The sequence below is a fragment of the Streptomyces sp. NPDC001828 genome, assembly GCF_042892175.1.
Lineage (GTDB): Bacteria > Actinomycetota > Actinomycetes > Streptomycetales > Streptomycetaceae > Streptomyces.
In genome coordinates, this window is record NZ_JBIATV010000002.1 from 474,601 (window position 1) to 500,727 (window position 26,127).

A 26,127-nucleotide genomic window follows, 5' to 3' on the forward strand; every position below is an offset into this window, starting at 1 on the left:
GCGCTCAGCGCTTCTTCACCCGACCCAGCTCGTCACTCGCCCTGCGCACGACCGCCCTCAGCTCACCGGCCGGGCTCGCCCCGTCCTTGATGATCCGGTTCAGCGCGTCCTGATAGGCGCTCTGAAGCGCCGGCGTCCACAGCAGCGGCTGCGCGTAGCCGTGCTCCGCCGCGAACGTCACGACCTCGGCCGCCGCGCCCTGCCGCAACTTGGCCGCCTTCCTCGCGAGCGACAGCCGGGCCGGAATGTGGAAGCCGTAGGACAGCGCGAAGTCCTCCTGGAAATCGGTGCGTTCGACCCACAGCCACTTCACATACGCCTTCGCCTGCGCCTGGTGCCCGGAACGGGCTGACACGGCGGCGGAGTACGCGCCCACCGGCACCGACGGCTTCCCGTTCGGGCCGTCCTTGGGGAACGGCAACACCCCGAAGTCGTCGCCCAGCGCCTTCTGGACCGCGGGCAGCGCCCACAGGCCCGACCACTGCATCGCGGTGAGGCCCTGCACGAACGCGGCCGGATCCGACCAGTCCGACGGCGCCCCGAGCAACAACGACTTGTCGGCGTACAGCTGATGGAGCTTGCCGAGGGTACGGGCGGCCGCCGGATCGTCGAACCCCACCGCGCCGTCGGCGGTGACCAGGCTCAGCCCCGCCGCGTACAGCGGCGTACCGCCCAGCACCCCCGCCCCGCCGTCATTGCCGAGGAACAGACCCTTCACCTTGTCACGCGTCAACGCCCGCGCCGCGTACACGAGTTGATCCAGCGTGGCCGGCGGCTGCACCCCCGCCGCACCGAGCAGACTCTTGCGGTAGTAGAGGAACTGCGTGTCGACCACCTGGGGAATGCCCCAGATCTTCCCGTCGTACGTCTTCGGCGCCAGCACCGCCGGGTTGAAGTCGTCCCTCACCCCGTCGAGCAGCGCGCTCAGATCGACGACCTGACCGCCCCGAATCTGGTCCAGGGTCGGCCCGTTGACCTCGAAGACATCCGGACCCGAGTCCGTGAGCAGCGCCGCCGCCGTCTGCTGGTCGTAATTGCCCGGCCGCCACTGGACGTTGACCTTCGCCCTGTCGTACGCGGCCGCGTAACGGCGCACGGCCGCCTCGGTCCCGGCCTCCCCGTACTGGTGGTACCAGTGGCCGAGCGCCACCTTCCCGTCGGCCGAACCACCCTTGTCCCGGCCGGTGTTGGAGCCGCAAGCCGTCAGCAGACCCAGTGCGGCCCCGCTGCCGAGCAGTGTCCGGCGGCTGATCGTCATGGCGTACGCCCCCTGTTCGTCATCCCGCTGTACGGCTCAACGATCAACCATGCAGGGGGATTACGACAGGGGTATTGCAGCGGTGTGTCGGCCTCACCGGGCCCACGGCACCACCGCCCGGCCACCCGTCCCGCCAGTGCCGGACCCCGCCCTCAGACGTCGTGGCGCGCGAGAGGCGGCCCGAGCCGGAAACGCAACCGGCAGATCACCGCGTCCGTGTCCCTGCGCACGGCATGGGCGAGAACCGCGCCACGCTGGTTCTGCAGCACCCGCTGCCAGATGTGCGCCGGCTCCACCTCCGGTATCAGCACGGTGACCCGGGTGCGCGGATGATAGCTGTGGACACGGCTCACATAGTCGGCGACCGGACGGCCCAGACTGCGATGCGCGGAGGCCAGCTCCACCAGCTCCACCCCCGGATTCCACAGCTCCCAGTCACGGCGCAACGCCTCCGTGTCCCGCCGGTCCTCCTCGTCGGGATGGCTCACCGTCACCGCCCGCACCTCATCGCCCAGCGACACGGCCGCGTTCAACGCCTCGCACGTCAGCCGGGACAGATGCGACACCGGCACGATCACCAACGACCGGTCCCGGCGCGGCGGTTCAGGCACCCGCCCCAGACTCAGCCGCTCCGCGATCCGCCCGTACGCCCGGTGCACCGCCTCGAAGGAGAGCACGAGCAACGGCAGCGCGATCACGATCAGCCAGGCACCCTCGGCGAACTTGGTGGCCGTCACCACGACCGCCGCCACACCCGTCAGGACCGCGCCGAACCCGTTCAGGAGCGCCTTCCAGCGCCGGCCCGGAGAACCCTCCCCACGCCAGTGGATCACCATGCCCGTCTGGCAGATCGTGAAGCCGACGAACACCCCGATCGCGAACAGCGGCACCAGCGTGTTCGTGTCACCACCGGAGAACACCAGCAGCACCGCCGAGACCGCGGCCAGCGCGAGCACCCCGTGCCGGTGCACCTGCCGATCGGCCTTCAGACCGAAGACATGCGGCAGATAGTTGTCCCGGGCCAGCAGCGACATCAGGACCGGCAACCCGCCGAACGACGTGTTCGCGGCGAGCGCGAGCAACACCACCGTCGCGAACTGCACCATATAGAAAGCCCAGTTGTGACCCAGCGACGCGTCCGCGAGCTGAGCGAGCACCGTCACCCCCTCGACCGGCTGAAGATGGAACCGGCCGATCAGAACCGCAAGACCGATCAGCATCACCCCCAGCAGCCCGCCCAGCGCCACCTCCGTGCGCTGGGCACGCCGGGCGGCCGGCGCCCGGAACGACGGCACCGCGTTCGCGACCGCCTCCACCCCCGTCAGCGCCGAACAGCCGGCCGCGAACGCCTTCAGCAGCAACAGCGCACCCACCCCCGTCGCGTTGCCGGCCAGCACCGAGACATGGCCGTCGGCGGCAGAGGTCGACACGGGCGCGGAACGGAAGAGCCCGACCACGACGATCGCGAGAATCGCCGCGACGAACACCCCCGTCGGCACGATGAACGCCTTCGCCGAATCGACGATCCCCCGCAGATTGACGGCCGTGACCAGAACCAGCACACCCAGACAGATCACCAGCCGGTCCCCGTACAGACCCGGAAAAGCCGACGTCAGCGCCGCCACACCCGCCGTCACCGAGACCGCCACATTCAGGACGTAGTCCAGGATCAGCGAGGCCGCCGCCACCAGGCTCGCACGGGCCCCCAGATGCCGGCGGGCCACCGCATAGGAGCCCCCGCCGTTCGGGAACGCCGCGATGACCTGCCGGTACGAGGCCACGAGCACCGCGAGCAGACCGGCGATGGCGAGCGTCACCGGCAGCGTGAAGCCGAGCCCGTACGCACCGGCGGCCGCCAGGACCAGGACGACCGCCTCGGGGCCGTACGCCACCGACGCCATCGCGTCCAGGGAGAGCGCGGCAAGCCCCTGGGTCGCGGTGAGCCGGTGCCGGTCGACCGCTCCGGGAGGTTCTTCGGGGGCCGCGTCCCTGACGACGGCCTTCGACGTGGTGAGCATGCGCCAAGCCTGCGACCCGCACGGCCGCCACCCCGCCCCCCTTGGCGCCCCCTTGTCGAACGAGACGCGCATCCATACGCGCCCTTGACGGGAAGGCCCGGGACGCCGCGAGGCGGGCGAGCGGACCGGGCGAACGGGACGGCCCGCACAGCCCATCCCGCCCGGCGGAAAAACACACCCGGCAGGGCGATGAGTTTCGGTGAGAGCGGCCGTCTACCCCTCGAAAGCAACGCCACCACCCACGAGGGAGCACGACATGCCCACCATGATCTTCGTCAACCTGCCGGTGAAGGACCTGGAACGCTCGAAGAACTTCTTCGGCAAGCTGGGCTACTCCTTCAACCCCCAGTTCACCGACGAGAACGCGGGCTGCCTGGTCATCAGCGACACGATCTACGCCATGCTGCTCACCGAGCCCTTCTTCAAGGGCTTCACCACCCGGCAGATCGCCGACACCGCCACGACCGTCGAGTCGATCGTCTGCCTGAGCGCCGACAGCCGCGAGGAGGTGGACCGCCTCGTCGACACCGCCCTCGCCTCCGGCGGCGCCCCCGCCCAGGAGACCATGGACCAGGGCCCCATGTACGGCCGCTCCTTCCTGGACCCGGACGGGCACCACTGGGAGGTCATGTACATGGACCCGGCCGCGGTCAACGCCTGAGAACGCCCCGGTCAACGCCTGACAACCCGCACGCCGTCCCGTACTACAAGGGGCCGGGGCTCCGCACGTCACCGCCCTCGGACGTCACAGAGCCCCGTACGTCACGCCGGTGAGCCGCTCCGAAGCCGCCCAAAGCCGCTCACCGGCCACGTCGTTCACCGTCCAGCCGGCCCGCCAGGACCTTGCGGGGGAGCCGCGCCACATCATCACGGACGGCCCCGTGAACGAATCGGGCCGCACCCCCGGCGCCGTCGCCGCGAACAGCGTGGGCAGCGCACCGGACTCGGCGGGCTGGGCCATGACCCGGTTGCCGAGCTCCACGAGCCGCTCCGTCCGGCGCCGGCCCTCCATCCGCACCGCCTGGGTCTGCAAGTTGGTCGCGGCGTAACCCGGGTGCGCGGCCGCGGCCACGACGTCCGAGCCCACCGCCCCGAGCCGCCGCGCCAGCTCATGAACGAACAGCAGATTCGCCGACTTGGACCGCCCGTACGCGACCCAACGCCGGTAGTGGCGCTCGCTGTTGAGATCACGGAGATCGACGTTGCCCAGCACGTGCATCCCACTGGACACGCACACCACCCGCGCCGCACCGGCCGCCCGCAACCGCGGCAGCAACAGCCCCGTCAGCGCGAAGTGCCCGAGGTGGTTCACGCCGAACTGCGTCTCGAACCCGTCCGCCGTCCGCCCGTACGGAAGCGCCATCACCCCCGCGTTGTTGATCAGCAGATCGAGCCGCTCGTACGGAAGTTGCGCCGCGAATTCCCGCACCGAGGCGAGATCGGCCAGATCGAGGCGGCGGAACTCGGCCCGCGCGCCCGGGACTTCGCTCCGGACGCGCTCCTCGGCCTCCTTGCCGCGCGCCTCGCTGCGGCAGGCGAGCACCACTCGCGCGCCACGGCGGGCCAACTCCCGCGCCGTGACGAGACCGATGCCGCTGTTCGCCCCCGTGACGACGGCCGTGCGGCCACTCTGATCGGGGATGTCCTGAGCACTCCAGCCCTGAGTCATGCCCCCACCGTACCGGTGGGTATGCGAAGTGGCTCAGGCGGAGGCGCCACCGTCGATGACGAGATCCGCGCCGACGACCGACGCGGCGTCGTCGGAGGCCAGATACAGCACGGCAGCGGCCGCCTCCGCGGTCGTCGACACCCGGCCGAGGGGCTGGGTGTCCTTCATGCGGACCGCCCGCTCCTCCTCGCTCTCGCCGGACCGCAGCGACATGCTGGTGTCGAGGGGGCCGGGGCTCACCGCGTTGATCCGCACCCCGTCCTGGATATGGTCGAGGGCGGCGCCCCTGGTCAGCGCGCTGACGGCGGCCTTGGACGCGGCGTAGGCGGCGACTCCGGGGGCGCGGTGGTGGGCGCCCAGGTTGGAGGCGATGTTGACGATGGCGCCGCCCGACTCCTGGGTGCGCATGTGGGCGATCTCGGCCTGGAGGGCGTGGAACACGCCGGTGACGTTGACAGATATCAACGTCTGCCAGTCACTTTCCGACAGCTCGACAACGGGCGCGCCGCCACGGAACACCCCGGCGTTGTTGACCGCGACATCGAGCGAGCCGAACCGCTCGACGACATCGGCCACGAGGGTGCGCACGGCGGGGGCGTGGGACACGTCGGCGGTGAACGCGGCGGCGGTGCCGCCCGCCTCCGTGATCAGGGCGACCGTCGCGTCGAGGGACGCGGCCGTACGCCCGGCGACGGCGACCCGGGCCCCCTCCGCGCCGAAGGCCAGCGCGACGGCGCGGCCCAGGCCGGATCCGGCGCCGGTGACGAGGACGGTCTTGTGGGCGAAACGAGCAGACATATTCTTGACCAATCGTTCTGTTATGAGGATGTGCGGAGGGTGCGAGGTGGAAGTCGGAATGTCGTCGGAAGGTTGGGGATTGGAAAGGGGAAAAGTGTCAACGCGATGTCGGACAGCGAACGGCAGCTACCGAACGGCGGGTGTCGGATGTCTGATGACAGATGACAGCTGACGGATACCGGATGACCGATACCGGGCGGCCGGTGCCGGCCTCCGGGGATCAGTCGAGCAAGGTCAGGATCTGCTCGGCCGCGTCCCGTACCCGACCCGGCTCTCCCGAGGCCTTGCCGACGACTCGTACCCCCTGGAGGAAGACGAGCAGCATCCGGGCGAGACCCCGTGGATCGCGGTCCGCCGCCAGCTCGCCCTGCGCCTGGGCGCGTACGAGCGCGGAGTGCAGCAGGGTTTCGACGTGCCCCCAGCTGAGCTCGACCCGGCGGGCCGCGGCGTTGTCGTGCGGGGCCAGTTCGGCCGCGGTGTTGGTGACGAAACAGCCGGACAGGCGGGAACCGTCGGCCATCGACTCGGTGGCGAAGCGCCGCACCACGCCGCGTACGGCGGGCAGTGCGGGGCCGGGCCCGGACAGTTCGGTGAGCAGCGCGGGGTCGTGGTGCTCGGCGTAGCGGTCGAGGGCCTTGAGGTACAGCTCGTGCTTCTTGCCGAACGTCGCGTAGATGCTGGCGCGGCCGATGCCGAGATGCTCGACGAGGTCCGCCATCGACGTCGCCTCGTAGCCGCGTCGCCAGAACAGCTCAAGAGCCGACTGCAGCGCGGCGTCCGGGTCGAATTCCTTGGTCCTGGCCACGCCGGAAGACTAGAACCGACTGGAACGCCCGGTCAAGTAAGTCCGGACGGTCCGCGCCTCGTCGTCGAGGCAGGCGCCGGTCTCCAGGTCGAAGCGGTGCTTGAGGAGCGGGGACGCGACGTAGGGGCGGCCCTCGGGTGTGGAGCCGAGCAGTCCGCGCGACAGGACGTAGGCGCCGGTGAACGGGTCGCGGTTGTCGATCGCGTACGTGCGCCCGCGCCGGTCGCAGAAGACGGCGGCCTGGCGGCCGTCCGGGAGGAGGGCGGCGACGCCGCGTCCGGGCGTGAGGCGGGCGGCCTCGCAGACTGCGAACCAGCCTTCGTCCAGCTTGAGTTGGACCATCGTCATCGGGTGGCTCCCAGGGTGAGGAGGGGGAGTTCGGGCTTGATCTGGTCGCGCTCGGGGACGAAGCGGACCGAGGGGTCGGGGGCGCCGGGCGCGTTCACGAAGGACACGAAGCGGGCGAGCCGCTCGGGGTCGTCGAGGGTCTCGGCCCACTCGTCGCGGTAGCCCGCCACGTGTGTGTCCATCAGGGCCTCCAGCTCGGCGCAGATGCCGAGCGAGTCGTTCACCACCACGTCCCTGACATGGGCGAGTCCGCCCTCGATCCGCTCCAGCCAGACCGAAGTGCGCTCCAGGCGGTCAGCGGTACGGATGTAGAACATCAGGAACCGGTCGATCAGGCGCACGAGTTGATGATCCGTCAGGTCCTGCGCCAGCAGGTCGGCGTGGCGCGGGGTCGCTCCGCCGTTGCCGCCGACGTACAGGTTCCAGCCGTTGGCCGTGGCGATCACGCCGAAGTCCTTCGACTGGGCCTCGGCGCACTCGCGGGCGCAGCCCGAGACCGCCGACTTCAGCTTGTGCGGCGAGCGCAGGCCGCGGTAGCGCAGCTCCAGGTCGATCGCCATCCGCACCGAGTCCTGCACCCCGTAGCGGCACCAGGTCTGCCCCACACAGGACTTGACCGTGCGCAGCGACTTCCCGTACGCGTGCCCGGACTCGAATCCGGCCGCCACCAACTTGGCCCAGATGGAGGGCAGTTGATCGACGCGGGCGCCGAAGAGGTCGATGCGCTGACCGCCGGTGATCTTGGTGTAGAGCCCGAAGTCCCGGGCCACCTCGCCGATCACGATGAGCTTGTCCGGGGTGATCTCGCCACCGGGGATGCGCGGCACGATCGAATAGGAGCCGTTGCGCTGCAGGTTGGCGAGGAAGTGGTCGTTGGTGTCCTGGAGGGCGGCCTGCTCGCCGTCCAGGATGTGCCCGTGACCCAGGCCCGCCAGGATCGAGGCGACGGCCGGCTTGCAGATCTCGCAGCCCTCGCCTCCGCGCGCCCATGGCCGGCCGTGCCCGTCGAGGAGTCCGGTGAACGTGGCGATGCGCAGCGCGAGTGCGATCTCGTACAGCTCCTGGCGGGTCTGGGCGAAGCAGCCGCACAGGCCGCCGTCGCCGGACTTCGGCAGCAGCGCTCCAATGGTTTTGAAGCAACTCCCGCACCCCGTACCGGCTTTGGTGCACTTCCCGACCTCGGACAGAGAGGAGCAGGCGGTGATCGTGCCCTTGGTGACATTGTGGCAGGAGCAGATGACGGCGTCGTCCGGCAGCGACTCCGGGCCGATCGCGGCCGGCGCGCCGAGCCCGGCCGGCAGGACCAGCCGCTCGGGGGCGACCGGCGGCACGTGCCCGATGAGTGGTCGCAGCATGCCGTACGCGTCCGCGTCGCCGACCAGGACGCCGCCGAGGAGGACGCCCTCGCCGGACACGACCAGCTTCTTGTAGACCCCGGAGCGGGAGTCGGAGTAGACGACGTCGAGGCAGCCGTCGGCCGTGCCGTGCGCGTCGCCGAAGGAGGCCACGTCGACGCCGAGCAGCTTCAGCTTCGTCGACAGGTCGGCCCCGGCGAAGGTGCGTCCGGTGGCGTTGACGATCGCGTCGGCCGCCGTCTGGGCCATGTCGTAGCCGGGCGCCACCAGGCCGTACACCCGGCCGTCCGCGGCCAGCGCGCACTCGCCGATCGCGAACACCGCGGGGTCGTCGGTGCGGCACTGCTCGTCGACGACGATGCCGCCGCGCTCGCCGACCGCGAGGCCGCAGTCGCGGGCGAGCTGGTCGCGGGGGCGGACTCCGGCGGAGAAGACCACCAGGTCGGTTGACAGATGAGAGCTGTCAGAAAGTGTCATTCCACTGACGCGACCCCGGTCGTCGGCGGTGATCTCCTGGGTGCCGACTCCCGTGTGCACGGTGAGCCCCATGTTCTCGATGGTGCGAAGGAGCGCCGCGCCGCCGCCCTCGTCGACCTGCACCGGCATCAGCCTGGGCGCGAACTCCACGATGTGCGTGGCGAGTCCGAGCCCGCTCAGCGCACCGGCCGCCTCCAGGCCGAGCAGCCCGCCGCCCACCACCGCGCCCGTCGTGGCGGTCCTGGCGTACGTTTCGATGGCGAGCAGGTCCTCGATCGTCCGGTAGACGAAGCAACCGGGCAGGTCCCTGCCGGGCACCGGCGGCACGAAGGGGGACGAGCCGGTGGCCAGGACGAGCGTGTCGTACGCGAAGGTGCGCCCGGAGCGGGCGGTGACGGTCCGCGCGGCCCGGTCGATCGACTCGGCGGGGTCGTCGACGTACAGCTCGATCCCGTGCTGACGCATGAAGTCGTCCGGTACGAGGGTGAGCTCATCGGGTGTCCTGCCCTCGAAGTACGAGGTGAGGTGCACCCGGTCGTAGGCGGGGCGGGGCTCCTCGCACAGCACGACCACCCGTGCGCGGCCGGTCGCACCGCGCTCGGCGAGTGCCTCCAGGAAGCGCTGGCCGACCATGCCGTGGCCCACGACCACGATGTCCGTACTCATGCGCCCAGCGTGCGCGGCGGCTGTTACCCGTCCGCATCCCGCCGATTTCCACGGGGGAACCTTGCGCTCAGCACGGCGGGGTGCGGGGTGTGAGGCGTGCTCCGGGGGTGGGAGCGGGGTGGGGGGCTGGGGTCGGGGCTCGGAGCCGGACGGCAGGGCCGGGGCGGCGGGGCCGGGGCGGCGGGGCCGGGGCGGCGGGGCCGGGCGTGGGCCCTGGGGTGGGGTAAACCGAACCATGAAGATCCGTGCTGGCACGATCGAAACGGCGGGCCCCGGGCGGGAGCCTTGACGCATGGACCTCGCGCAGCGACACCCCGCCCCCGACCAGGCACCGCCCCGCCCTACGGCAAACCAGGCCGCTGCCGGCCGGGTCGGATGGAAGGGGATCCTCAGAGAGCCGTTCAGGGCCGCGACCTGGCTGCGTCTCGCCTATCTCCTGCTCGCTCTGCCCGTCGGCATCCTGTGCGTCCCCATAGCCCTGGTCGGCGGTCCGGCCGGCCGGATACAGCGCGGGCTCGCCCGGCGACTGCTCGGCGTGGAGGTGAAGGACCCCCGGCGCACCGGCCCGCTCGCCCTGGCGCATGCCGTGATCAGCCTGCCGCTGAACCTGGTGGCCCTTACGGTGTCGGCCTACTTCTGGACGGTCGTCGTCATCAACCTGGCCTACCCACTGCGGCCCGACAGCGACCCGAGCCAGGCATGGGGCGGCCCCACCATGGCCGGGGCATGGGCGGTGCACGGCATAGGCGGAGGTGTGTCCTTCCTGCTCATCACGCCCTGGGTGATGAAGGGGTTCACGCTGCTCCAGGCCCGCCTGGTCAAGGGCTTCCTCGGTGGCGACCGGGCCGGTCTGCTCAAGGCCACCTGGATCGCGCTGGCCGTGGCCGCGCTCTGCGCGCTCCTGTCCATACCCGTGATCCACCAGCTCTGACCGGCTCGCCCTAGGGTTGTCGTTCATGCACCGCCTGCGCCTTCCGGGCTCCCTGGAGTTCCCCTACCGTCGGGGCCGGCGTGGCCCGGTCGCCCGCGCCGCGCTCTACTCGATCATCGCGCTGCCGCTCGCCCTGACCGGCCTGGTCCTGGTCGTCGTGGTCCTGCTGATCGGAGCGGTGCTGTCCTGGACGGCCCTGGGGCTCTGGCTCATCGCCGCCGGGGTCCGGGCGGCGCTCGCGCTCGGCGACCTCCAACGGGCCCTGGCCAAAAGCCTGTTGGGGCTCGACATCGACTCGCCGACGCAGCCGGAGACGAGTGGGGTGTTCGACTGGCGGCGGTCGGTGCTCGGCGGGCGTTCCGGCTGGCGGGCGGTGGGCTGCGCCCTGGCGGCCCCGCTGACCGCCGTGCTGCCGCTCGGCGCCGTCTACATCGGCTGGGTGAACGGGGTGCTGCTGACCCTGCATCCCCTGCTCAAGCGCTGGAACTACTTCACCATCACGGAGCCCGACGGTTCCGTACGGCATGTGGGACTGGAGGTGGGGGGAGTGGAGTTCGACAGCTGGCCGCGGTGGCTGCTGCCCTTCGCCGTCGGCCTGCTGCTCCTGTACGCGGCACCGTGGCTGCTCCGCCACGCTCTTGCCCCGCACCGGCTGCTGCTGGCCGGGCTGCTCGGTCCGGACCGGGCGGACCAGCGCATCCGCACCCTGGAGGAGACCCGGGCCCAGGCCGTCGACGACGCGGCGGCCACCCTGCGCCGGATAGAACGCGACCTCCACGACGGGACCCAGGCCCGGCTGGTCGGCCTGGGCATGCACCTCACGATGATCCGCGAGCTGGTGAAGGGAGGAGCCGAACGGGACCAGATCCTCAAGGTCGTCGAGACGGCGCAGGGAAACGCCAAGCAGGCCGTCGCCGACCTGCGGCATCTGGTCAAGGGCATCCATCCGCCGGTGCTCGACCAGGGCCTCGACACCGCGCTCGCCACCCTCGCGGCGGACAGCGCGCTGCCGGTGCGGGTGTTCTGCGGGATGGAGCACAGGCCGAGTCCGGCGATCGAGTCCATCGCCTACTTCTGCACGGCGGAGCTGCTGGCCAACGCGGCCAAGCACAGCGGGGCTTCGCAGGTGTGGGTCACGGTGCACGGCGACGCGAAGATCCTGCTGCTCACCGTCGAGGACGACGGGCGCGGGGGAGCGGTGGTCGGCGCGGGCAGCGGCCTCGCCGGGCTGCGGGCCCGGGTGCGTACCGTGGACGGCTCGCTGAACTGCGACAGCCCGCCCGGAGGACCTACGGTGGTGAGTGTGCTGCTGCCCTTGCGATGAGGGGTGCGAACGCCGGCCGACGGGCGGCGCGGGCACCCGGCAGATGTGTGGCGCGAAGAGTGAGAACAGAGCGAACACCGGGAACGGGGCGGGTTATCCATGCGGGTCGTCATCGCCGAGGACTCCTCGATCCTGCGCGACGGGCTCGTGCAGCTTCTGGAGATGCGGGGCGTGGAGGTGGCGGCCGCGGTCCAGGACGCCGAGGCGCTGCTCGCCGCGGTCGCCGAGCACCGGCCGGACGCGGCGGTGGTGGACATCCGGCTGCCGCCGACGCAGACGGACGAGGGGCTGAGGGCGGCCGTGCAGATCCGTCGGACGGCGCCGGGCACCGGGGTGTTGATCTTCTCGCAGTACGTGGAGACCAAGTACGCGGAGCAGCTGGTCGGGGACGGCGGGGCGGGGGTCGGCTATCTGCTGAAGGAACGCGTCGTGGACATCGGCGAGTTCGTGAACGCCCTGGAGCGGGTGGCGGCGGGCGGTACCGCACTGGACCCGGAGGTGGTGGCCCAGTTGTTCGGGGCGAGCCGACGGGCCGCCGCGCTCGACGCGCTCACCCCGCGCGAGCGGGAGGTGCTCGGGCTGATGGCGGAGGGCCGTACCAACCACGCCATCGCCGAGGGGTTCGGGGTGTCGGAGCGGGCGGTGGAGAAACACATCGCCAACATCTTCAGCAAGCTGGACCTGCCGCCCTCCGAGTCGGGGCACCGCCGGGTGCTCGCGGTGCTGCGCTATCTGGACCGGGCCGGGGGCTGACCCGGGCCGGGGGCGGGTTCGGAGGAAGGGGCGGAGGCGGGCCGGGAGAGGGTGGGGAAGGGGCTCGGCTTAATCGGTGGTCAGCCCATCCTCAAGGGGGCCTTAAGGATCCTGGATCCGGCTCTGACCAGGGTATTTCGGCGGCCCGGCCGACCTAGGCTGCCGGGCGTGACGATCGAGGCCACCGACCCGCAGCTTGCCGCGTACCCAGCACTGTCCGCCTATCTCGCGCACCAGTCCCAGCAGACCCAGCCGGCCGACCCGAGCCAACAGGTACCGCAGTGGGACCCGTTGCGGCCGAGTCCGGACCACAGCGGGCCGACCCGCGAGGTCTTCGAGGAGCGGACCGAAGCGCCCGGACCCGCCCCGGTGCAAGCGCTTCGGATCCCGCCACGGGTCATGCGGCGCGGGATGGTCGCGGGGGCCGGGGCGGTGAGCCTGCTCTGGGGCAGCCAGGCCGAACCGTCCGCGCGCCTGGACGCCCTGTTCGCCGGCGCGGCCCATCTGTCCGGGCTGCTCGCCGGATACGGGATCCTGGTGATGCTGCTGCTCATGGCCCGGGTCCCGGCCGTCGAGCACGGCGTCGGCGCCGACCGGCTCGCCCGCTGGCACTCGCTCGGCGGCCGCTATGTCCTGAGCCTCGTCGGGGCGCACGTGGTGCTCGCGCTGTGCGGGTACGCCGCGTACACCGGCACCGATCTGCTGCGGGCGACCGGTGAACTGCTCGGCTACGGAGGTGTTCTGGCGGCAGCGTTCGGCACGCTGGCGCTCGGCGCCGCCGGGGTCAGTTCGGTGCGGGCCGCGCGGGCGCGGATCTCCCAGGAGACCTGGCGCGCCCTGCACTTCCTCACCTACCTCGGGGCGGCGCTCGCCTTCGCCCATCAACTCGTCGGCCCCGATGTGGCCGGGAGCCCGCTCACCGTGTGGGCCTGGGCGATGCTGCACGCCACGGTCGCCGTGCTGATCGTCTGGTACCGGGGGGTCGTCCCCGTGCGGCAGGCCCTGCGGCACGGTCTGCGCGTCGTCGAGGTGCGTGACGAGAGCCCCGATGTCGTCTCCGTCGTGATGCGCGGCACCGGGCTCGACGCGCTGCGCGCGGAACCCGGGCAGTTCCTGCGCTGGCGGTTCGTGCGGCGAAGGCTGTGGCACACCTCGCTGCCGTTCTCGCTGTCGGCGCCGGTCAGGGACGACACGGTACGGATCACCGTCAAGGCGCTCGGGGTGCACAGCCGGCGGATGCGCCGGCTGCGGCCGGGCACGCGGGTCCTGGCCACCGGTCCCTTCGGCGCGATGACCGCGCACCGCCGCACCCGCCGCAAGGTGCTGCTCCTCGCGGGCGGGGTCGGCATCACGCCCATGCGGGTGCTGTTCGAGACGCTGCCCGCCGCGCCCGGTGACCTCACCCTGCTCTACCGGGCCAGCAACGCCGCCCAGTTGGTGCTGCGCGACGAACTGGAGGCCATCGCCGTGGCGCGCGGGGCGGCGCTGCACTATCTGCTCGGCCCCTCCGACGCGTCCTTCGACCCGCTCGCGCCGCAGGCCCTGCGCAACCTCGTGCCCGATCTGGCCGAGCACGACGTCTATCTGTGCGGGCCCGGCCCGATGGCGGCCGTGGCGACCGCCTCGCTCATCAAGGCGGGGGTGCCCGAACAGCACATCCACACCGAGCAGTTCAGCTTCTGACGCCCGCCCGGTGGTCCTCGCCCCGCCCTGTCCCCGCCCGCGCCCCGCGCCCCGTGTCCCTGCCCTCGCTCCGCCCCCGTCTCCAACCCTGTCTCCGTCTCCGTCTCCGTCTCCGCCTCCGGACCCGAGCCCCGAGGAACCGCCCAGCCATGGCCCGTCACCGCAAGTGCGCCACCCCCGTCCCCCTCGACCGCGCCCGGCGCCGGCTCGCCGCGGGGCTCACCGCCGCCAGTGCCCTCGCGGCGACTTTCCTGGCCGCCGCCGTCACCCCCGCCGCGCCGCCCGCGCCCGACCGGGCCGCGACCGCCGTCGGCTCAGATCTCGCTCAAGCATCCGGAAAGTAATGGACGCCCCGGGCCGCCGCTCCTTAAAGTCGCGATCATGCCCGACATATCGCTGACCGTGCTCATCGTGCTGTGCCTGGCCGCGGGGGCGGCCGGGTGGATCGACGCGGTGGTCGGCGGTGGCGGACTGCTGATGCTGCCCGCGCTCCTCATCGGCCTGCCGCACGTTCCCGCCGCCCACGTCCTCGGCACCAACAAGGCCGTCGCCATCGTGGGTACGTCCGGTGCCGCCGTGACCTATGTGCGCAGGGCGCCGGTGCGGGTGAGGACGGCGGTACGGATCGGGCTCGCGGCGCTCGCGGGGTCCATGACCGGGGCGTTCTTCGCGGCCGGCATCAGCAGCGCGGTGCTGCGCCCGGTGATCCTGGTGGTGCTGCTCGGCGTCGCCGGGTTCGTCATGTTCAGGCCCGCGTTCGGTACGGGGGCCGGCGGGCAGCCGGTCACCCGGGCCCGTACCGTCACGGCGATCGTGCTCGTCGGCGGGGGCATCGGCCTCTACGACGGGCTGTTCGGGCCCGGCACCGGTACGTTCCTGGTCCTCGCGCTCACGGCGGTGCTCCACCTCGATCTGGTGACCGCGAGTGCCACGGCCAAGATCGTGAACGTCTGCACCAACGCGGGCGCGCTGGCGATGTTCGCCTACCAGGGCAACGTCATGTGGCAACTGGCCGCGATCATGGCGGTGTTCAACCTCGCGGGCGGCATGCTCGGGGCGCGCATGGCCCTGCGCAAGGGCAGTGAGTTCGTGCGGGGGGTGCTGCTGGTGGTGGTCTTCTCGCTGGTGGCGAAGCTCGCGTTCGACCAGTGGAACGCGTAGGCGCTCCGCTTCGGGGGTGGGGATGTGGGTGCGGGCCGCTGCCTGTCGCGCCGTTCCCCGCGCCCCTTTAACCTGACCGGCTTTCGGCTGCGGGTCGTGTGTGGCTGGTCGCGCCGTTCCTCGCGCCCCTTTGCGCGCGCCTCGCTCTCGCGTGGGTTAGAGGCGGGTGGGTGTGGGGGGCTGGGTTACGCCTGTCAGGTGGGCGAAGGCGACCACGTTGGCCTGGTAGCCGGTCTGTGGGGAGAAGCCTCCGCCGCAGGTGATCAGGCGTAGCTCCGGGCGCGTGGCGGGGCCGTACACCTTGGCGTCCGGGAACGCGTTGTTCTCGTACACCTCGACCGCGTCGACGGCGAAGACCGCGGTCACGCCGTCCTTGCGGGTCACCTCGACCTGGGCTCCCTTCTTCAGGGCACCCAGCGAGTAGAAGACAGCGGGGCCGCGCGCGTCGTCGACGTGGCCGGCCATCACGGCGGTGCCCCGGACGCCCGGGGGAGTGCCGTCCTTGTACCAGCCGGCCACGTTCGTGTTCCCCGGCGGCGGCACCTCCAGGCTGTGGTCGGGGCCCAGCCCCAGCCGCGTCACGGGCGCGTCCACGCGGATCGAGGGAATCCTGACGCGTACGGGTTCGGAGGCCAACAGGCCTGCGGGAGGCGGGAGTTCGACCGGGCCCCGCGCGGTGGGGCCGGTCGGGGAGTGGGCCGGTGGCCCGCCGCGGTGCGAGGCGGGGCCCGCCGCGAAGGCCTCGGCCGCCGACGGCCGCGGGGGTTCCACGGAGTCGAAGCCCCGCTCCACCAGCCAGAGTCCGACGAACGCGGCGACCACCATCAGCCAGGCCGCGTTGCGCCGTTCGGTCGGGGCTGACAAGGGCGGTCAGCCCCGGCCCTGCGTGCCGCTCGCCCGGCGACGCAGCAGCCAGGTGCCGCCCACGGCGGCCGCGGTCAGTACCGCCGCGCCCGCCGCGATCAAGGTGGTGTCGGGGCCGAGGCTGCCGCCGACGCCGGTCTTCACATGGCCGTGCGGGTCGTTGCCCTCCCACGACTTGTCACGGCCCCACTGGTCGTCGGCGTCCCAGGACTTGTCCTTGGTCCACTGGCCGCCGCCGTCCCACGGCTTGTCCTTGCCCCACGGCTTGTCCTTGGCCCACGGGTCCTTGTTGCCCTGGCCGTCCTTGCCCCACCGGTCCCGGTCGCCGCCGCCCGCCGCGACCGTGAGCTGCGCCTCGACGGTCTTGCCGTTCTCGCAGCTCACCTTGATGCGGAAGCTGCCCGGCTTGGTGTGGGATGCGACCTGGAACTGGCCGGCGAGCACTTCCTTGTGAGTGGAGGCCGTCAGCTGGAAGTCGCCCGCGCCCACCGTGTTCGCATCGCCCGTGGCGCGCGCCGAGGGTCCGCAGGCCGTGGTGTTCGCGGTCACCGTGGCGCCCGGCGACGCGCTGGCCGGCCACAGTTCGAGGGACCCCGGTCCGCCCGGATCGTTGTTGGCGTACGCGAGCGACGCCGCCGGACCCAGCGCGGCGGCGGACGCCAGCAGGGCACTGGTCAGGAGTCGGGCTGTACGCATGGATCCTCCGGGGACGCGGCAGAGCTTCTGCCTTCGACCTAAGAGGGCCACCGGCCGCGGCGCCCGTCGGCGGGGGACGAACGAGTGACGGCGGGCGGGCCGTACGGGTGACGCCTCACCCCGGGTCGATCACGTCCCAGGGGGTCTCCTCGAACGCCCGCCACACCATTTTCATCAGTTCCGCGTCGACCGCGAACGCACGCTCGTCGATCCGGCCGACCGGGGCGATCCCGCGCGAGTTCGTGACGAACGCCGCGCTGTAGGCGTCGAGGCCGGCCAGGGTCACCTCGCGGTGCACCGACTTCAGGCCGTACGAGGCGAGCCGCGCGTCCAGGATGGTCTTGGTGACGCCGAGCAGCGCGGGACGGTCCGGCCACACCACCGAAGTGCCGTCCCAGAACGCGATGTTGGTGATCGCGCCCTCCGCGACGGCGCCGCCGGGCCCGGTCAGCAGGGCCTCGGTGAAGCCCTGGCGCTCGGCGAGCCGGCCGTAATGGGCCTGCGCGAAGCCGCCGAGGTGCTTGATGTGGGCGACCGGGCGCTCGTACGGCACGGAGAGCAGGGACTGCGCGGTGGACGGCATGTCGACGGGGTCGCGCACGACGACCATCGGGGTGGGTGCCTCGGCCGGCCCGTACACATAGACCCGCACCGACACGTCGGACCGGCCGCAGGCGGCGAGGGCGCGCGCTGTCAGCGACCGGACCCGCTCCCCGTCCATGCCGGGCCCGAACAGCTCGCGGGTGGCCCGGTCGAGGCGGGTCAGATGGTGGGCGAGACCGCGGACGCGTCCGTCGCGCACCTGCATGGCGGTGAAGTGTCCGTATCCGCCGGTCAGCGCGGGGACGAGCAGGTTCTCGGCATCGGCGGGGCGGCCGTCGATCTCGACGTACGGAAGTGTCATGGGCCTCAAGATAGTTCGCCGTCCGGACGGGCTTGACCTCAAGTCTGCTTGAGGTTGAATCCTTCTCGGCATGGACATCACCACGGCCGAACAAGCCGCTCTGAAGCTCACCGTCGTCATCGGTTCCAACCGCGAGGGCCGGTTCGCTCCGGTCGTCGCCGACTGGTTCCTCGCCCGGGCCCGTGAACACCACGGCCTCGACATCGAGGTGCTCGATCTCGCCGAGACCGAACTGACGACCGCCCTCTCCCGCGACCCCTCGCCGGCCGTCGCGGCCCAACTGGCCTTCATCACGCCCAAGTTGGAACAGGCGGACGCCTTCGTCGTGATCACCCCCGAGTACAACCACTCCTTCCCGGCCTCGCTGAAGAACCTGATCGACTGGCACTTCGCGCAGTGGCAGGCCAAGCCCGTCGGCTTCGTCTCGTACGGCGGGATCTCCGGGGGCCTGCGGGCCGTCGAGCAGCTGCGTCAGGTCTTCGCCGAGCTGCACGCCGTCACCGTGCGGGACACGGTCAGCTTCCCCCATGTGCACGGGCTCTTCGACGAGGACGGCGAGCACCGCGAGCCCTCGCAGGCGGACGCGGCCGTCAAGAAGATGCTCGACCAGGTGGCCTGGTGGGCGCAGGCCCTGCGGGACGCCAAGAAGGTGCGCCCGTAAGGGGGTTGACCCGGCCGGGGCGGCCGCACACCTCACGCGCCGGGCAGGCTCACCACCGCCAGCGCGCCGCCGCCCTCCGCGTTGCTCAGCGTCACCCGCGCGCCGATGACCTGAGCCTGGCCCAGGGCGATGGTCAGGCCGAGCCCCGTGCCCTTGCCGCGTTCCTTCGCTCCGGTCACGAAACGCCGGGGGCCGTTCTCCAGGAGGTGTTCGGGGAAGCCGGGCCCGTGGTCGCGGACGCCGATCGAGGTGCCGTCCACGGTCACCTCGACGGGCTCGGCGCCATGCCGTCGGGCGTTGGCGATGAGGTTGGCGAGGATCCGCTCAAGGCGCCGGGCGTCGGTGCGTACGAGGGTGTCGGGGGTGTCGGAGGTGTCGGAGGGGTCGGGCAGACCAGGGAGGTCGGGTAGATCGGGGAGGTCGGGGAGGTCGGGGAGGTCGGGCAGGTTCGAAGGGGCGGAGAGGCCCGTGGAGTTCGTGGGGTCCGTGGGGTCCGTGGGGTCCACGGAGCCCGGGGGGCCTGCGGGGGCCCTGAGGTCCGTGCCGTCGGGATCCGGAGCGCGGCCGTTGGACCGGTCCAACTCCACCGCCAGTCCGCACCGTTGGAGGATCCTCTCCAGGGTGCGGTCCAGCGGGAGCACCTCCAGATGGGGCTCCTCGGCGTTCGCGTCGAGCCGGGCGACCTCCAGGAGGTCCTCGGTCAAGGTGCGCAGGGCCGCGACCCGGTCCCGTACGAGTTCGGTCGGGCGGCTCGGCGGCAGCAGTTCGGCGGCCGTGTGCAGGCCGGTCAGCGGGGTGCGCAGCTCGTGCGCCACGTCCGCGGTGAAGCGCTGCTCGGCCTCCAGGCGGCTCTGCAGCGAGGCCGCCATCGTGTCGACGGCGCAGGCCAGTTCGGCCACCTCGTCCTGGCGGCCTGCCGGTGTCCGGCCGATCCTGGCGTCGAGGTCGCCGAGGCTGATCCGGCGCGCGGTGGCGGCGGCGGTGCGCAGCTGGCGGCTCAGCCTGCTGGCGAGCCCGGCCCCGCCGAGCGCCGCGAGCCCGACCACGACCGCGCCCCAGGCCACCAACTGGCTGTCCAGTTCGTCGAGTTGGTCCACCGCCGTGTCCAGGGGCTTGCGCACCGAGAGGACCCGGTCGCCGACGGGCCGGGCGGCCCACACGGCCGGATGCGGGCCGTCGAGGTTCAGATAGGTGCTGCGCCTGCCGTCCAGGGCGGACTTCCGCAGCGGCTCGGGGAGCGCGGGGTGGTCGAGCGCGGCGTCCGTGTCGGCGTGGTCCACCTGCCCGGTCAGCTCGTACAGCTGCCGTACGCGCACGAGCTGGGCGGTCGCGGACTCGCGGGCCGTCGAGGCGACCTGGGCGGCCCGGGACTGGTGGATGAGCAGCCCGATGGCGACGGCCACCAGGGCGCAGCCCGCCGCGAGCAGCACGGCGATCTTGACCCGCAGGCTCAGCCCCCGGGTCACCCCGCGGGCCCGGCCGCACAAGGCAGCCAGGCGGTGCGGCAGGGCTGTCGGGCGGGGGCGCCGGGTGGTAGGGCTGCCGGGCCGGGCGGTCGGGCGGCGGCTCTGGGCGGCGGTCACGGGAGACCCCCGGCCGTGCTGGCGGGCCCGGGTGTCGGGCGGGAGCCGGGCGCCCCCGGGGCTCCCGGATCGCCCTGCTTTTCCTGCTCTTTCTGCGTTCCCTGCGTTCCCGGCTTTCCTTGCTTTCCCGGCTTTCCCGGCGTGATGTCCTTGTACGTCTTGTCGTCACGCACCGGGGACAGCCGGACCCCGTCCCAGCGGTAGCGGACGACCTGTTCGGCGCCGTCGTCGGCGGCGCCGCGCGTCACGAGGTCGGTGCCGACGGCCTCCACCGCGAGCCGGGTGCCCACCGTGTACAGGATCGGCACGACCTTGCCGTCGCGGAGCGAGTAGACGATGACGGCGGTGCGGCGGTTCTCCAGGTCCGCCGCGATGATCAGCTCGGGCGAGCTCCCGGCGTTTCCGGTCAGATCGTGGAAGACCGGCGGCCGGATGCCCGGCCGCCCCGGACGCTCGATCAGGGGGAGCCGGAGGAGCGACTTGCCGCGCGGATCAGCTTTCAGGACCGCCGTCGGGTCCATGCCGCGCAGCCCCTCCTTCGGCACCTTCGGCGCACGGTCGAGCGGCGCCGGCGCGTCCCCCCGGCCGGAGGCCATGACGCCCTCGCGCCTCGACTCGCTCTCGTACCAGGCGGGCCACAGCTCCTGCGGTCCGGGCTGGAGCGCGACCGGCGAGGCCCGGCCGCCCTCCACCAGGCCCGAGCGCGAACCGCACCCGGAAAGGACGAGCACCACCGCGGCGATGCCGACGGCGACGATGGCCGCGATGGCGACGGCGCGGACCGTCCGGAAGGTCTGGATCATGGTGGAGTGCCGGGGTCGGGGGAGGCGGCCGGGACGCCGGCCGCGACCGTCGACACTAGGAGCGGACCATCACGGAATTCGGGACAACAGGTAACAGCCGTGCGTACGCTCCCCACCGGCCGGCGGGTTCGGGACGTAGGACCCTGCCGGACGGCACCAGAAGTCCCGGCCGCACCCGGCCGGATCACCGAGGGAGGAAGCCGTGGCATCGGCCGAAACGCTGACCGTGCTGACCACGACCGACAGCGCCGACAAGGCGACGGCGCTCGCCCGGGGCGCCGTGGAGGCGCGCCTCGCCGCGTGCGCGCAGATCGCGGGACCCGTCACGTCCGTCTACCACTGGGCGGGCGGCATCGAGACGACCCAGGAGTGGCAGGTGCTCTTCAAGACCACGGCCGCGCGATACCAGGCGCTCGAACGCCACCTCCTGGCCGCCCACGACTACGAGACCCCCGAGATCATCGCGACCCCGGTGGTGGCCGGAAGCCCCGCGTACCTGTCCTGGATCACGTCCGAGACGGTCGCCCGATGACCCCCGCAGAACCGCCGCTGCCCCTCTTCGTCTACGGCACCCTCCGCCCCGGCGAGCGCTACCACCGGCGCTTCCTGCGCGGCCGCACGCTCGCCGAGCGCCCCGCGCTGCTCACCGGCGCCCTCCTGTACGACGGCCCCGGATACCCGTACGCCATACCCGGCGACGGCACGATCACCGGCACCCTGATCGAGCTCGGCCCGGCCGCCCACCCCGAACTCCTCGCCGCGCTGGACGAGTTGGAGGAGTACGTGGGGCCCGGCCACCCCCGCAACCTCTACGACCGGCTGGTGCGCGAGGCGCTCGTCGACGGGCACCTCATACGGTGCTGGGTCTATCTGGCCGCGCCCCGCCTGGCCCGCGAGCTGCTGGCCGGCGGCACCCCGATCCCCGGCGGCGACTGGCTCACGCGCACGGTCCGGCCCACTCCGCCGGTGCCGCCGATGCCGTGAACGCAGGGCACGCAGGGCACGCAGGGAGCTGAGGGAACTGAGGGAGCTGAGGGAACCGACGGAACTGAAGGGACTCAATCAACTCCTAATCAACTCAGGCACCTTGGAGTGCTCGGGCCACCCCCGGCTCCTTCGGGCCGAGGAAGGTGGGGTCCGGCTTGAACACGGCGTCCAGCAGGGCCTTGCCGGCCGCGAAGATCTCGCGGGTGCCGCCGTAGTACCAGGTCACGTCGTGCGGGGCGGCGACGCCGACGCCGAAGGAGCGCACCCCCGCCGCCTCGCACAGCGCCACCGCCCGCCGGATGTGGAAGCCCTGGCTGACCAGGACGGCCCGGTCGACGCCGAAGATCTTCTTGGCCCGTACGCACGAGTCCCAGGTGTCGAAGCCGGCGAAGTCGCTGACCACGCTCCTGTCCGGCACGCCGTGCTGGACGAGGTAGCCGCGCATCGCGTCGGGTTCGTCGTAGGCGGGGCGGCTGTTGTCGCCGGTGACCAGGACCGCCTTCACCGTGCCCGCCCGGTACAGGCGCACGGCCGCGTCCAGGCGGCCGGCCAAGTAGGGGGAGGGCTTGCCGTCCCACAGGCCGGCCCCGAACACCACGGCGACTCCGGCCTCGGGGGCGTCGGCGACCGTGCCGACGCGGTCGCTCGTGCTCGCGTACATCCAGGTGGCGGGGGCGAGCGCGAGTACGCATCCGGCGACGAGGCCCTGCACCAGGCGACGCCGGCCCGCGCGGGTGCGGGGCAGGCGCGGTCGTTTCAGTCGGATGCGCGGCACGTGGTCCCCCTGGTGATCTCCGTCGGTGTACGAGGAGATGGACGCGGGGGCGTGCGCGCCGGTTCGCCGGAGGGCGCCCGCGTACAGCTCTGTGACACGGCGCGGCCCGACCCGTCCCGACTCAGCCGGTGCCTTCCGCGAGGTGCTCGTACGCCAGGGTGCGCACCTGCTCGGCCAGGGCGCGCTGATCCGGTTCCGCGCGGGCCGCCGCGTCCGCGAGCCGTGCGATGTCGGCGGGCCAGGGGCCGGTGAGGAGCGCCGGCGCGCCGATGCGCGCGAAGCCCCGTTCAAGGAGGCCGCGCGCGGTGTCCGGGCGCCCCCGCAGTACGGCTTTGACCGCGGCCACGCCGTTGGCGAGGGCGCTCGCGGCGAGCGACCAGTCGGGGTCGGGGGCCGCGGCAGGGTGTTGTCCGCCCGGATCGTCGGGCTCTGCCGCCGAAGCGGCCCGCACCTCCAGGTCGAGCCGCCAGAAGAGGGGCAACCCGGTGAAGGAGGCGAAGAACAGACGCCGGTCGGGCGAGCCCCGGAACTCGGGATCGACCCGCAACGAGGCGAGCGGCCGGACCCCGCCCAGGATCGCCGGGACCCGCCCCAAGGCCGCGCCGAACTCCGCGTCCGGCACGGTCCAGGCCACGTCGATGTCGCTGTACGCGTCCGCGTTCCCCCGCGCCAGCGACCCCCGCAGACCGGCACCCGAGCCGGGACAGCCGCCGCGCAGAGCGCGGAGAAGCGCGACCGCGAACGCGCCACGGACGCCGGGGTCCAGAGAATCCATGGCCTGCCTCCGCCCAGAGCGAGGGAACTTCGAGTCCCCCAGAGCCTCCCGCACACCGGTCCGCCCCGTCACCAACCCGCCGGGGGCGCGGGGAACGGCGCGACAAGCCACGCACGGTAGACGGCCGAAGTGCCCGCGCCTGGGCGGGCCGACGCAAGTCGGGCTGGCCCGGGGCAACCCCGCTGGGGGCGCGGGGAACTGCGCGACAAGCCACGCACGGCGGACAGCCGAAGTCTCCACACCTCGGCCGCACCGAAAGCCCCCGCCCGCCGCAGGCGACCCGCACCCTCACCCGCCCGCCGCAGGCGACCCGCACCTCACCCACCCCCCCCGCCGCAGGCGACCACCCCCGTGAGCCCCCGGAAACCACCCGTCACCCCCGCGCAACGCCGCGGCAACGCGCGCCCGCCAGTATCGGTTCATGACGGAGCCGGAACCGAGCAAGCCCCTTCTGCCGAGCCAGGCGTCGGCGTACCACCGGCCGCCCTCGCCACCCGCGCCGGACCTCCCCCCTCCGCTCGACGGCACCGCGCAGCCGGACGGCACCGCGCAGCTCCTCGGCACCGCGCAGCTCGACAGCACCGCGCAGCTCGTCAGCCGCATTACGGTCCAACTGAGCAGTCAGCTCAGCCGCGTACGACTGGACGGAACCCGCACCCCGATGACGCCCGCCGCCCGCCCCGCACTCGTCGCCGTCGCGCACGGCAGTCGTGACCCCGGCGCGCTGCGGGCGGTCACCGCGCTCCTGGAGCGGGTCCGCGAGCTGCGGCCGGGGCTCGACGTGCGGCTCGGGCACATCGAGATCGACCGGCCGGCCCTCGCCGACACCCTCGCCGAACTCGAACCGCGGGGCGAGGCCGTCCTCGTACCGCTGCTGCTGGGCCGGGGCCACCACGTCAAGCACGACATCCCCCGCACCCTCGCCACCGCGGGCCGGCATCTGCGGGCTCTGGTCGCGGCCCCGCTCGGACCGCATCCGCTGCTCGTCGAGGCGCTGTACGGGCGGCTCGTCGAAGCGGGCTGGGAGCTCGGCGCGCGCAGTGCGCACGGCACCGGCGTCGTGCTCGCCGCGGCCGGCTCCCGTGATCCGGAGTCGGCCGCCGACACCCGCCGGACCGCGCGTCTGCTCAGCGAGCGGCTCGGGGTGCCGGTCCTGCCCGCCTACGCCTCGGCCGCCTCGCCGACCGTGCCCGAGGCGCTGCGCGCGCTCGCCGCGCGCGGCAGGCACCGGATCGCGATCGCCTCGTACTTCACCGCCCCGGGACGTTTCGCGGCCCAGAGCGCGGCCAAGGCGCCGTGGATCGCCGCGGCACCCATGGGCGCGCATCCGGCCCTGGCCCGGCTCGTACTGCACCGCTACGAAGAGGCGTTGACGTACCCGGGGGGATGGCTGGGTGAGGCGGCGCCGACGCTCACGGACCAGGGCGTGACCTCCGCACTCGTCTCCGCCTGAGGCGATCCTCGACCCACCCTTGAGCCCACTTGTCAGCGACTCCGTTTACTGTCGGTGCATGGAGTTCTACGCCGAGGCCGACACAGAACGCTGGGCCGCCGAGCCCGACAAGCGGCCCGGCCGCACCGCCTTCCAGCGCGACCGCGCGCGCGTGCTGCACTCGGGGGCGCTGCGCCGCCTGTCCGGCAAGACGCAGGTGGTCACGCCGGGCTCGCGGAGTCAGGCCTGGGACGCCAGCCCCCGCACCCGGCTCACGCACTCCCTGGAGTGCGCCCAGGTCGGCCGCGAGCTGGGCGCCGCCCTCGGCTGCGACCCCGATCTCGTCGAAGCGGCCTGCCTCGCCCACGACATGGGACACCCGCCGTTCGGCCACAACGGCGAGCAGGCGCTGAACGACTTCGCCAAGGACATCGGCGGCTTCGAGGGCAACGCCCAGTCGCTGCGCCTGCTGACCCGGCTCGAACCGAAGCGCTTCGTGCGCTCGTCGGGGACCGGGGAGCCCGTGAGCGTCGGTCTCAACCTCACCCGCGCCGCGCTCGACGCGGCCACCAAGTACCCCTGGGCGCGCGGCGGGCACCCCACCGACCCGGCGTCGGTGAAGTTCGGCGTGTACGAGGACGACCTGCCGGTCTTCGCCTGGGTCAGGGAGGGCGCCACGCCCTACAGCAAGTGCTTCGAGGCCCAGGTCATGGACTGGTCGGACGATGTGGCGTACTCGGTCCACGACTTCGAGGACGGTCTGCACGCCGGGCACATCGACCCGGGCGCCCTGGTGTCCGACGCCGAGCGGGCCGACATCTGGCGCGTGGCGATCGGCCGGTACGTGCCCGCCGACACCGATCCGCAGGAGCTGACCGAGGCCCTGGAGCGGCTCATCGCACAGGACTGGTGGCCGCACGGCTACGACGGTTCGGCGGTCTCGCAGGCCGGCCTCAAAGACGCCACCAGCCAGCTCATCGGCCGGTTCTGCCTGGCCGCCGAGAGCGCGACGCGCGCCGCGTTCGGCACCGGGCACCTGACGCGCTACGGCGCGGAGCTGGTGGTGCCGCGCGCGGCCCGCAACGAATGCGCCGTGCTGAAGGCGGTGGCCGACCGCTATGTGATGCAGCGCGACGAGCAGGAAAGGCTCCGCGCCGACCAGCGCGTGGTGCTGGCCGAGCTCGCCGACGCGCTCACCGCCCGGGCCCCCGCCGAGGGGCTCGACCCGCAGTTCCGGGCGCTGTACGACGAGGCGGACGACGAGCGGACGAGGAAGCGTGTGATCGTCGATCAGATCGCCTCGCTCACCGACGCGGCGGCCCGCTCGCTGCACTCCAGACTCGTCGTGCACCACCGGTAATCCCGGCCGCCCCCGCGTCCCAACGGAGCAAGCCCTCTTCC

At 72.5% G+C, this 26,127-nt stretch carries 26 protein-coding genes; 12 read left to right on the forward strand and 14 right to left on the reverse strand.

Going from position 1 to position 26,127, the window contains the following annotated elements:
* Positions 1-4 precede the first annotated feature (4 nt).
* Positions 5-1,258, reverse strand: a complete 1,254-nt coding sequence (locus ACFYZA_RS08990; protein WP_388488644.1) for an ABC transporter substrate-binding protein — start codon at positions 1,256-1,258, stop codon at positions 5-7.
* Positions 1,259-1,410: 152 nt separating this feature from the next.
* Positions 1,411-3,276 (reverse strand): APC family permease, encoded by a 1,866-nt coding sequence (locus ACFYZA_RS08995; RefSeq protein WP_388488647.1) that lies wholly within the window; start codon positions 3,274-3,276, stop codon positions 1,411-1,413.
* A gap of 256 nt (positions 3,277-3,532) precedes the next feature.
* Here ACFYZA_RS08995 and ACFYZA_RS09000 point away from each other — a divergent pair, with 256 nt between their 5' ends.
* Entirely contained in the window at positions 3,533-3,937 is a 405-nt protein-coding gene (locus ACFYZA_RS09000; RefSeq protein WP_382597711.1) for a VOC family protein, read from the forward strand.
* Between the two features lie 84 nt (positions 3,938-4,021).
* Here the strand turns inward: ACFYZA_RS09000 and ACFYZA_RS09005 are convergent, their stop codons facing one another.
* The 5 genes from ACFYZA_RS09005 to nirB form a co-directional block, all read right to left on the reverse strand.
* Positions 4,022-4,945 carry an oxidoreductase gene (locus ACFYZA_RS09005; RefSeq protein WP_388488651.1) on the reverse strand — a complete coding sequence of 308 codons (924 nt, stop codon included), beginning with the start codon at positions 4,943-4,945 and terminating at the stop codon, positions 4,022-4,024.
* Positions 4,946-4,978: 33 nt separating this feature from the next.
* A complete protein-coding gene (locus tag ACFYZA_RS09010) occupies positions 4,979-5,743 on the reverse strand; it encodes an SDR family NAD(P)-dependent oxidoreductase (protein WP_388488654.1) in 765 nt (254 codons plus the stop codon).
* Between the two features lie 220 nt (positions 5,744-5,963).
* Entirely contained in the window at positions 5,964-6,548 is a 585-nt protein-coding gene (locus ACFYZA_RS09015; protein ID WP_388488657.1) for a TetR/AcrR family transcriptional regulator, read from the reverse strand.
* 9 nt (positions 6,549-6,557) lie between these two features.
* Positions 6,558-6,896 carry a nitrite reductase small subunit NirD gene (gene nirD / locus ACFYZA_RS09020; RefSeq protein WP_388488660.1) on the reverse strand — a complete coding sequence of 113 codons (339 nt, stop codon included), beginning with the start codon at positions 6,894-6,896 and terminating at the stop codon, positions 6,558-6,560.
* Complete coding sequence (gene nirB / locus ACFYZA_RS09025) at positions 6,893-9,394, reverse strand: nitrite reductase large subunit NirB (protein WP_388488663.1); 2,502 nt, start codon at positions 9,392-9,394, stop codon at positions 6,893-6,895. The genes nirD and nirB overlap by 4 nt, the downstream gene beginning before the upstream one ends.
* A gap of 292 nt (positions 9,395-9,686) precedes the next feature.
* Here nirB and ACFYZA_RS09030 point away from each other — a divergent pair, with 292 nt between their 5' ends.
* The 6 genes from ACFYZA_RS09030 to ACFYZA_RS09055 all read left to right on the forward strand — a co-directional run bounded on the left by ACFYZA_RS09030 (position 9,687) and on the right by ACFYZA_RS09055 (position 15,246).
* Positions 9,687-10,325, forward strand: coding sequence for a hypothetical protein (locus ACFYZA_RS09030; protein ID WP_388488666.1), 639 nt, complete (start codon positions 9,687-9,689; stop codon positions 10,323-10,325).
* Between the two features lie 25 nt (positions 10,326-10,350).
* Positions 10,351-11,649, forward strand: coding sequence for a sensor histidine kinase (locus tag ACFYZA_RS09035; RefSeq protein ID WP_388488667.1), 1,299 nt, complete (start codon positions 10,351-10,353; stop codon positions 11,647-11,649).
* Between the two features lie 99 nt (positions 11,650-11,748).
* On the forward strand, positions 11,749-12,402 hold the full coding sequence (locus tag ACFYZA_RS09040) for a response regulator (protein WP_382597726.1): 654 nt from the start codon (positions 11,749-11,751) through the stop codon (positions 12,400-12,402).
* A gap of 168 nt (positions 12,403-12,570) precedes the next feature.
* Complete coding sequence (locus ACFYZA_RS09045) at positions 12,571-14,085, forward strand: ferric reductase-like transmembrane domain-containing protein (protein ID WP_388488669.1); 1,515 nt, start codon at positions 12,571-12,573, stop codon at positions 14,083-14,085.
* Between the two features lie 149 nt (positions 14,086-14,234).
* Entirely contained in the window at positions 14,235-14,429 is a 195-nt protein-coding gene (locus ACFYZA_RS09050; protein WP_382597730.1) for a hypothetical protein, read from the forward strand.
* A 37-nt stretch (positions 14,430-14,466) separates the two neighbouring features.
* A complete protein-coding gene (locus ACFYZA_RS09055; protein ID WP_382597732.1) occupies positions 14,467-15,246 on the forward strand; it encodes a TSUP family transporter in 780 nt (259 codons plus the stop codon).
* Positions 15,247-15,402: 156 nt separating this feature from the next.
* Here the strand turns inward: ACFYZA_RS09055 and ACFYZA_RS09060 are convergent, their stop codons facing one another.
* From ACFYZA_RS09060 to ACFYZA_RS09070, 3 genes are all read right to left on the reverse strand, one after another.
* Positions 15,403-16,071, reverse strand: coding sequence for a class F sortase (locus ACFYZA_RS09060; RefSeq protein ID WP_388489407.1), 669 nt, complete (start codon positions 16,069-16,071; stop codon positions 15,403-15,405).
* Positions 16,072-16,116: 45 nt separating this feature from the next.
* Positions 16,117-16,806 (reverse strand): hypothetical protein, encoded by a 690-nt coding sequence (locus ACFYZA_RS09065; RefSeq protein WP_388488671.1) that lies wholly within the window; start codon positions 16,804-16,806, stop codon positions 16,117-16,119.
* Positions 16,807-16,921: 115 nt separating this feature from the next.
* Positions 16,922-17,710, reverse strand: coding sequence for an aminotransferase class IV (locus ACFYZA_RS09070; RefSeq protein ID WP_382597736.1), 789 nt, complete (start codon positions 17,708-17,710; stop codon positions 16,922-16,924).
* A 70-nt stretch (positions 17,711-17,780) separates the two neighbouring features.
* Between ACFYZA_RS09070 and ACFYZA_RS09075 the strand changes: the two genes are divergently transcribed.
* Entirely contained in the window at positions 17,781-18,371 is a 591-nt protein-coding gene (locus tag ACFYZA_RS09075; protein WP_388488673.1) for an NADPH-dependent FMN reductase, read from the forward strand.
* A 32-nt stretch (positions 18,372-18,403) separates the two neighbouring features.
* Here ACFYZA_RS09075 and ACFYZA_RS09080 read toward each other — a convergent pair whose 3' ends face one another.
* Positions 18,404-19,954, reverse strand: a complete 1,551-nt coding sequence (locus ACFYZA_RS09080) for a sensor histidine kinase (RefSeq protein ID WP_388488676.1) — start codon at positions 19,952-19,954, stop codon at positions 18,404-18,406.
* Positions 19,951-20,757: a hypothetical protein gene (locus ACFYZA_RS09085; protein ID WP_382597742.1), complete on the reverse strand. Its 807-nt coding sequence runs from the start codon at positions 20,755-20,757 to the stop codon at positions 19,951-19,953. The genes ACFYZA_RS09080 and ACFYZA_RS09085 overlap by 4 nt, the downstream gene beginning before the upstream one ends.
* Before the next feature lie 202 nt (positions 20,758-20,959).
* Here ACFYZA_RS09085 and cutA point away from each other — a divergent pair, with 202 nt between their 5' ends.
* Together cutA and ACFYZA_RS09095 are read left to right on the forward strand one after the other, a co-directional pair.
* Positions 20,960-21,289, forward strand: a complete 330-nt coding sequence (gene cutA / locus ACFYZA_RS09090) for a divalent-cation tolerance protein CutA (RefSeq protein ID WP_382597744.1) — start codon at positions 20,960-20,962, stop codon at positions 21,287-21,289.
* Positions 21,286-21,741: a gamma-glutamylcyclotransferase family protein gene (locus ACFYZA_RS09095; RefSeq protein ID WP_388488679.1), complete on the forward strand. Its 456-nt coding sequence runs from the start codon at positions 21,286-21,288 to the stop codon at positions 21,739-21,741. The genes cutA and ACFYZA_RS09095 overlap by 4 nt, the downstream gene beginning before the upstream one ends.
* A 94-nt stretch (positions 21,742-21,835) precedes the next feature.
* Here the strand turns inward: ACFYZA_RS09095 and ACFYZA_RS09100 are convergent, their stop codons facing one another.
* Positions 21,836-22,519, reverse strand: a complete 684-nt coding sequence (locus ACFYZA_RS09100) for a vancomycin high temperature exclusion protein (RefSeq protein WP_388488682.1) — start codon at positions 22,517-22,519, stop codon at positions 21,836-21,838.
* A gap of 121 nt (positions 22,520-22,640) precedes the next feature.
* Positions 22,641-23,294: a hypothetical protein gene (locus tag ACFYZA_RS09105; protein WP_388488685.1), complete on the reverse strand. Its 654-nt coding sequence runs from the start codon at positions 23,292-23,294 to the stop codon at positions 22,641-22,643.
* 421 nt (positions 23,295-23,715) lie between these two features.
* Here ACFYZA_RS09105 and ACFYZA_RS09110 point away from each other — a divergent pair, with 421 nt between their 5' ends.
* Complete coding sequence (locus ACFYZA_RS09110; protein WP_388488687.1) at positions 23,716-24,747, forward strand: sirohydrochlorin chelatase; 1,032 nt, start codon at positions 23,716-23,718, stop codon at positions 24,745-24,747.
* Between the two features lie 58 nt (positions 24,748-24,805).
* The gene (locus ACFYZA_RS09115) at positions 24,806-26,086 is read left to right on the forward strand and encodes a deoxyguanosinetriphosphate triphosphohydrolase (protein ID WP_382597754.1); all 1,281 of its coding nucleotides are present in this window, start codon (positions 24,806-24,808) and stop codon (positions 26,084-26,086) included.
* Positions 26,087-26,127 lie beyond the last annotated feature (41 nt).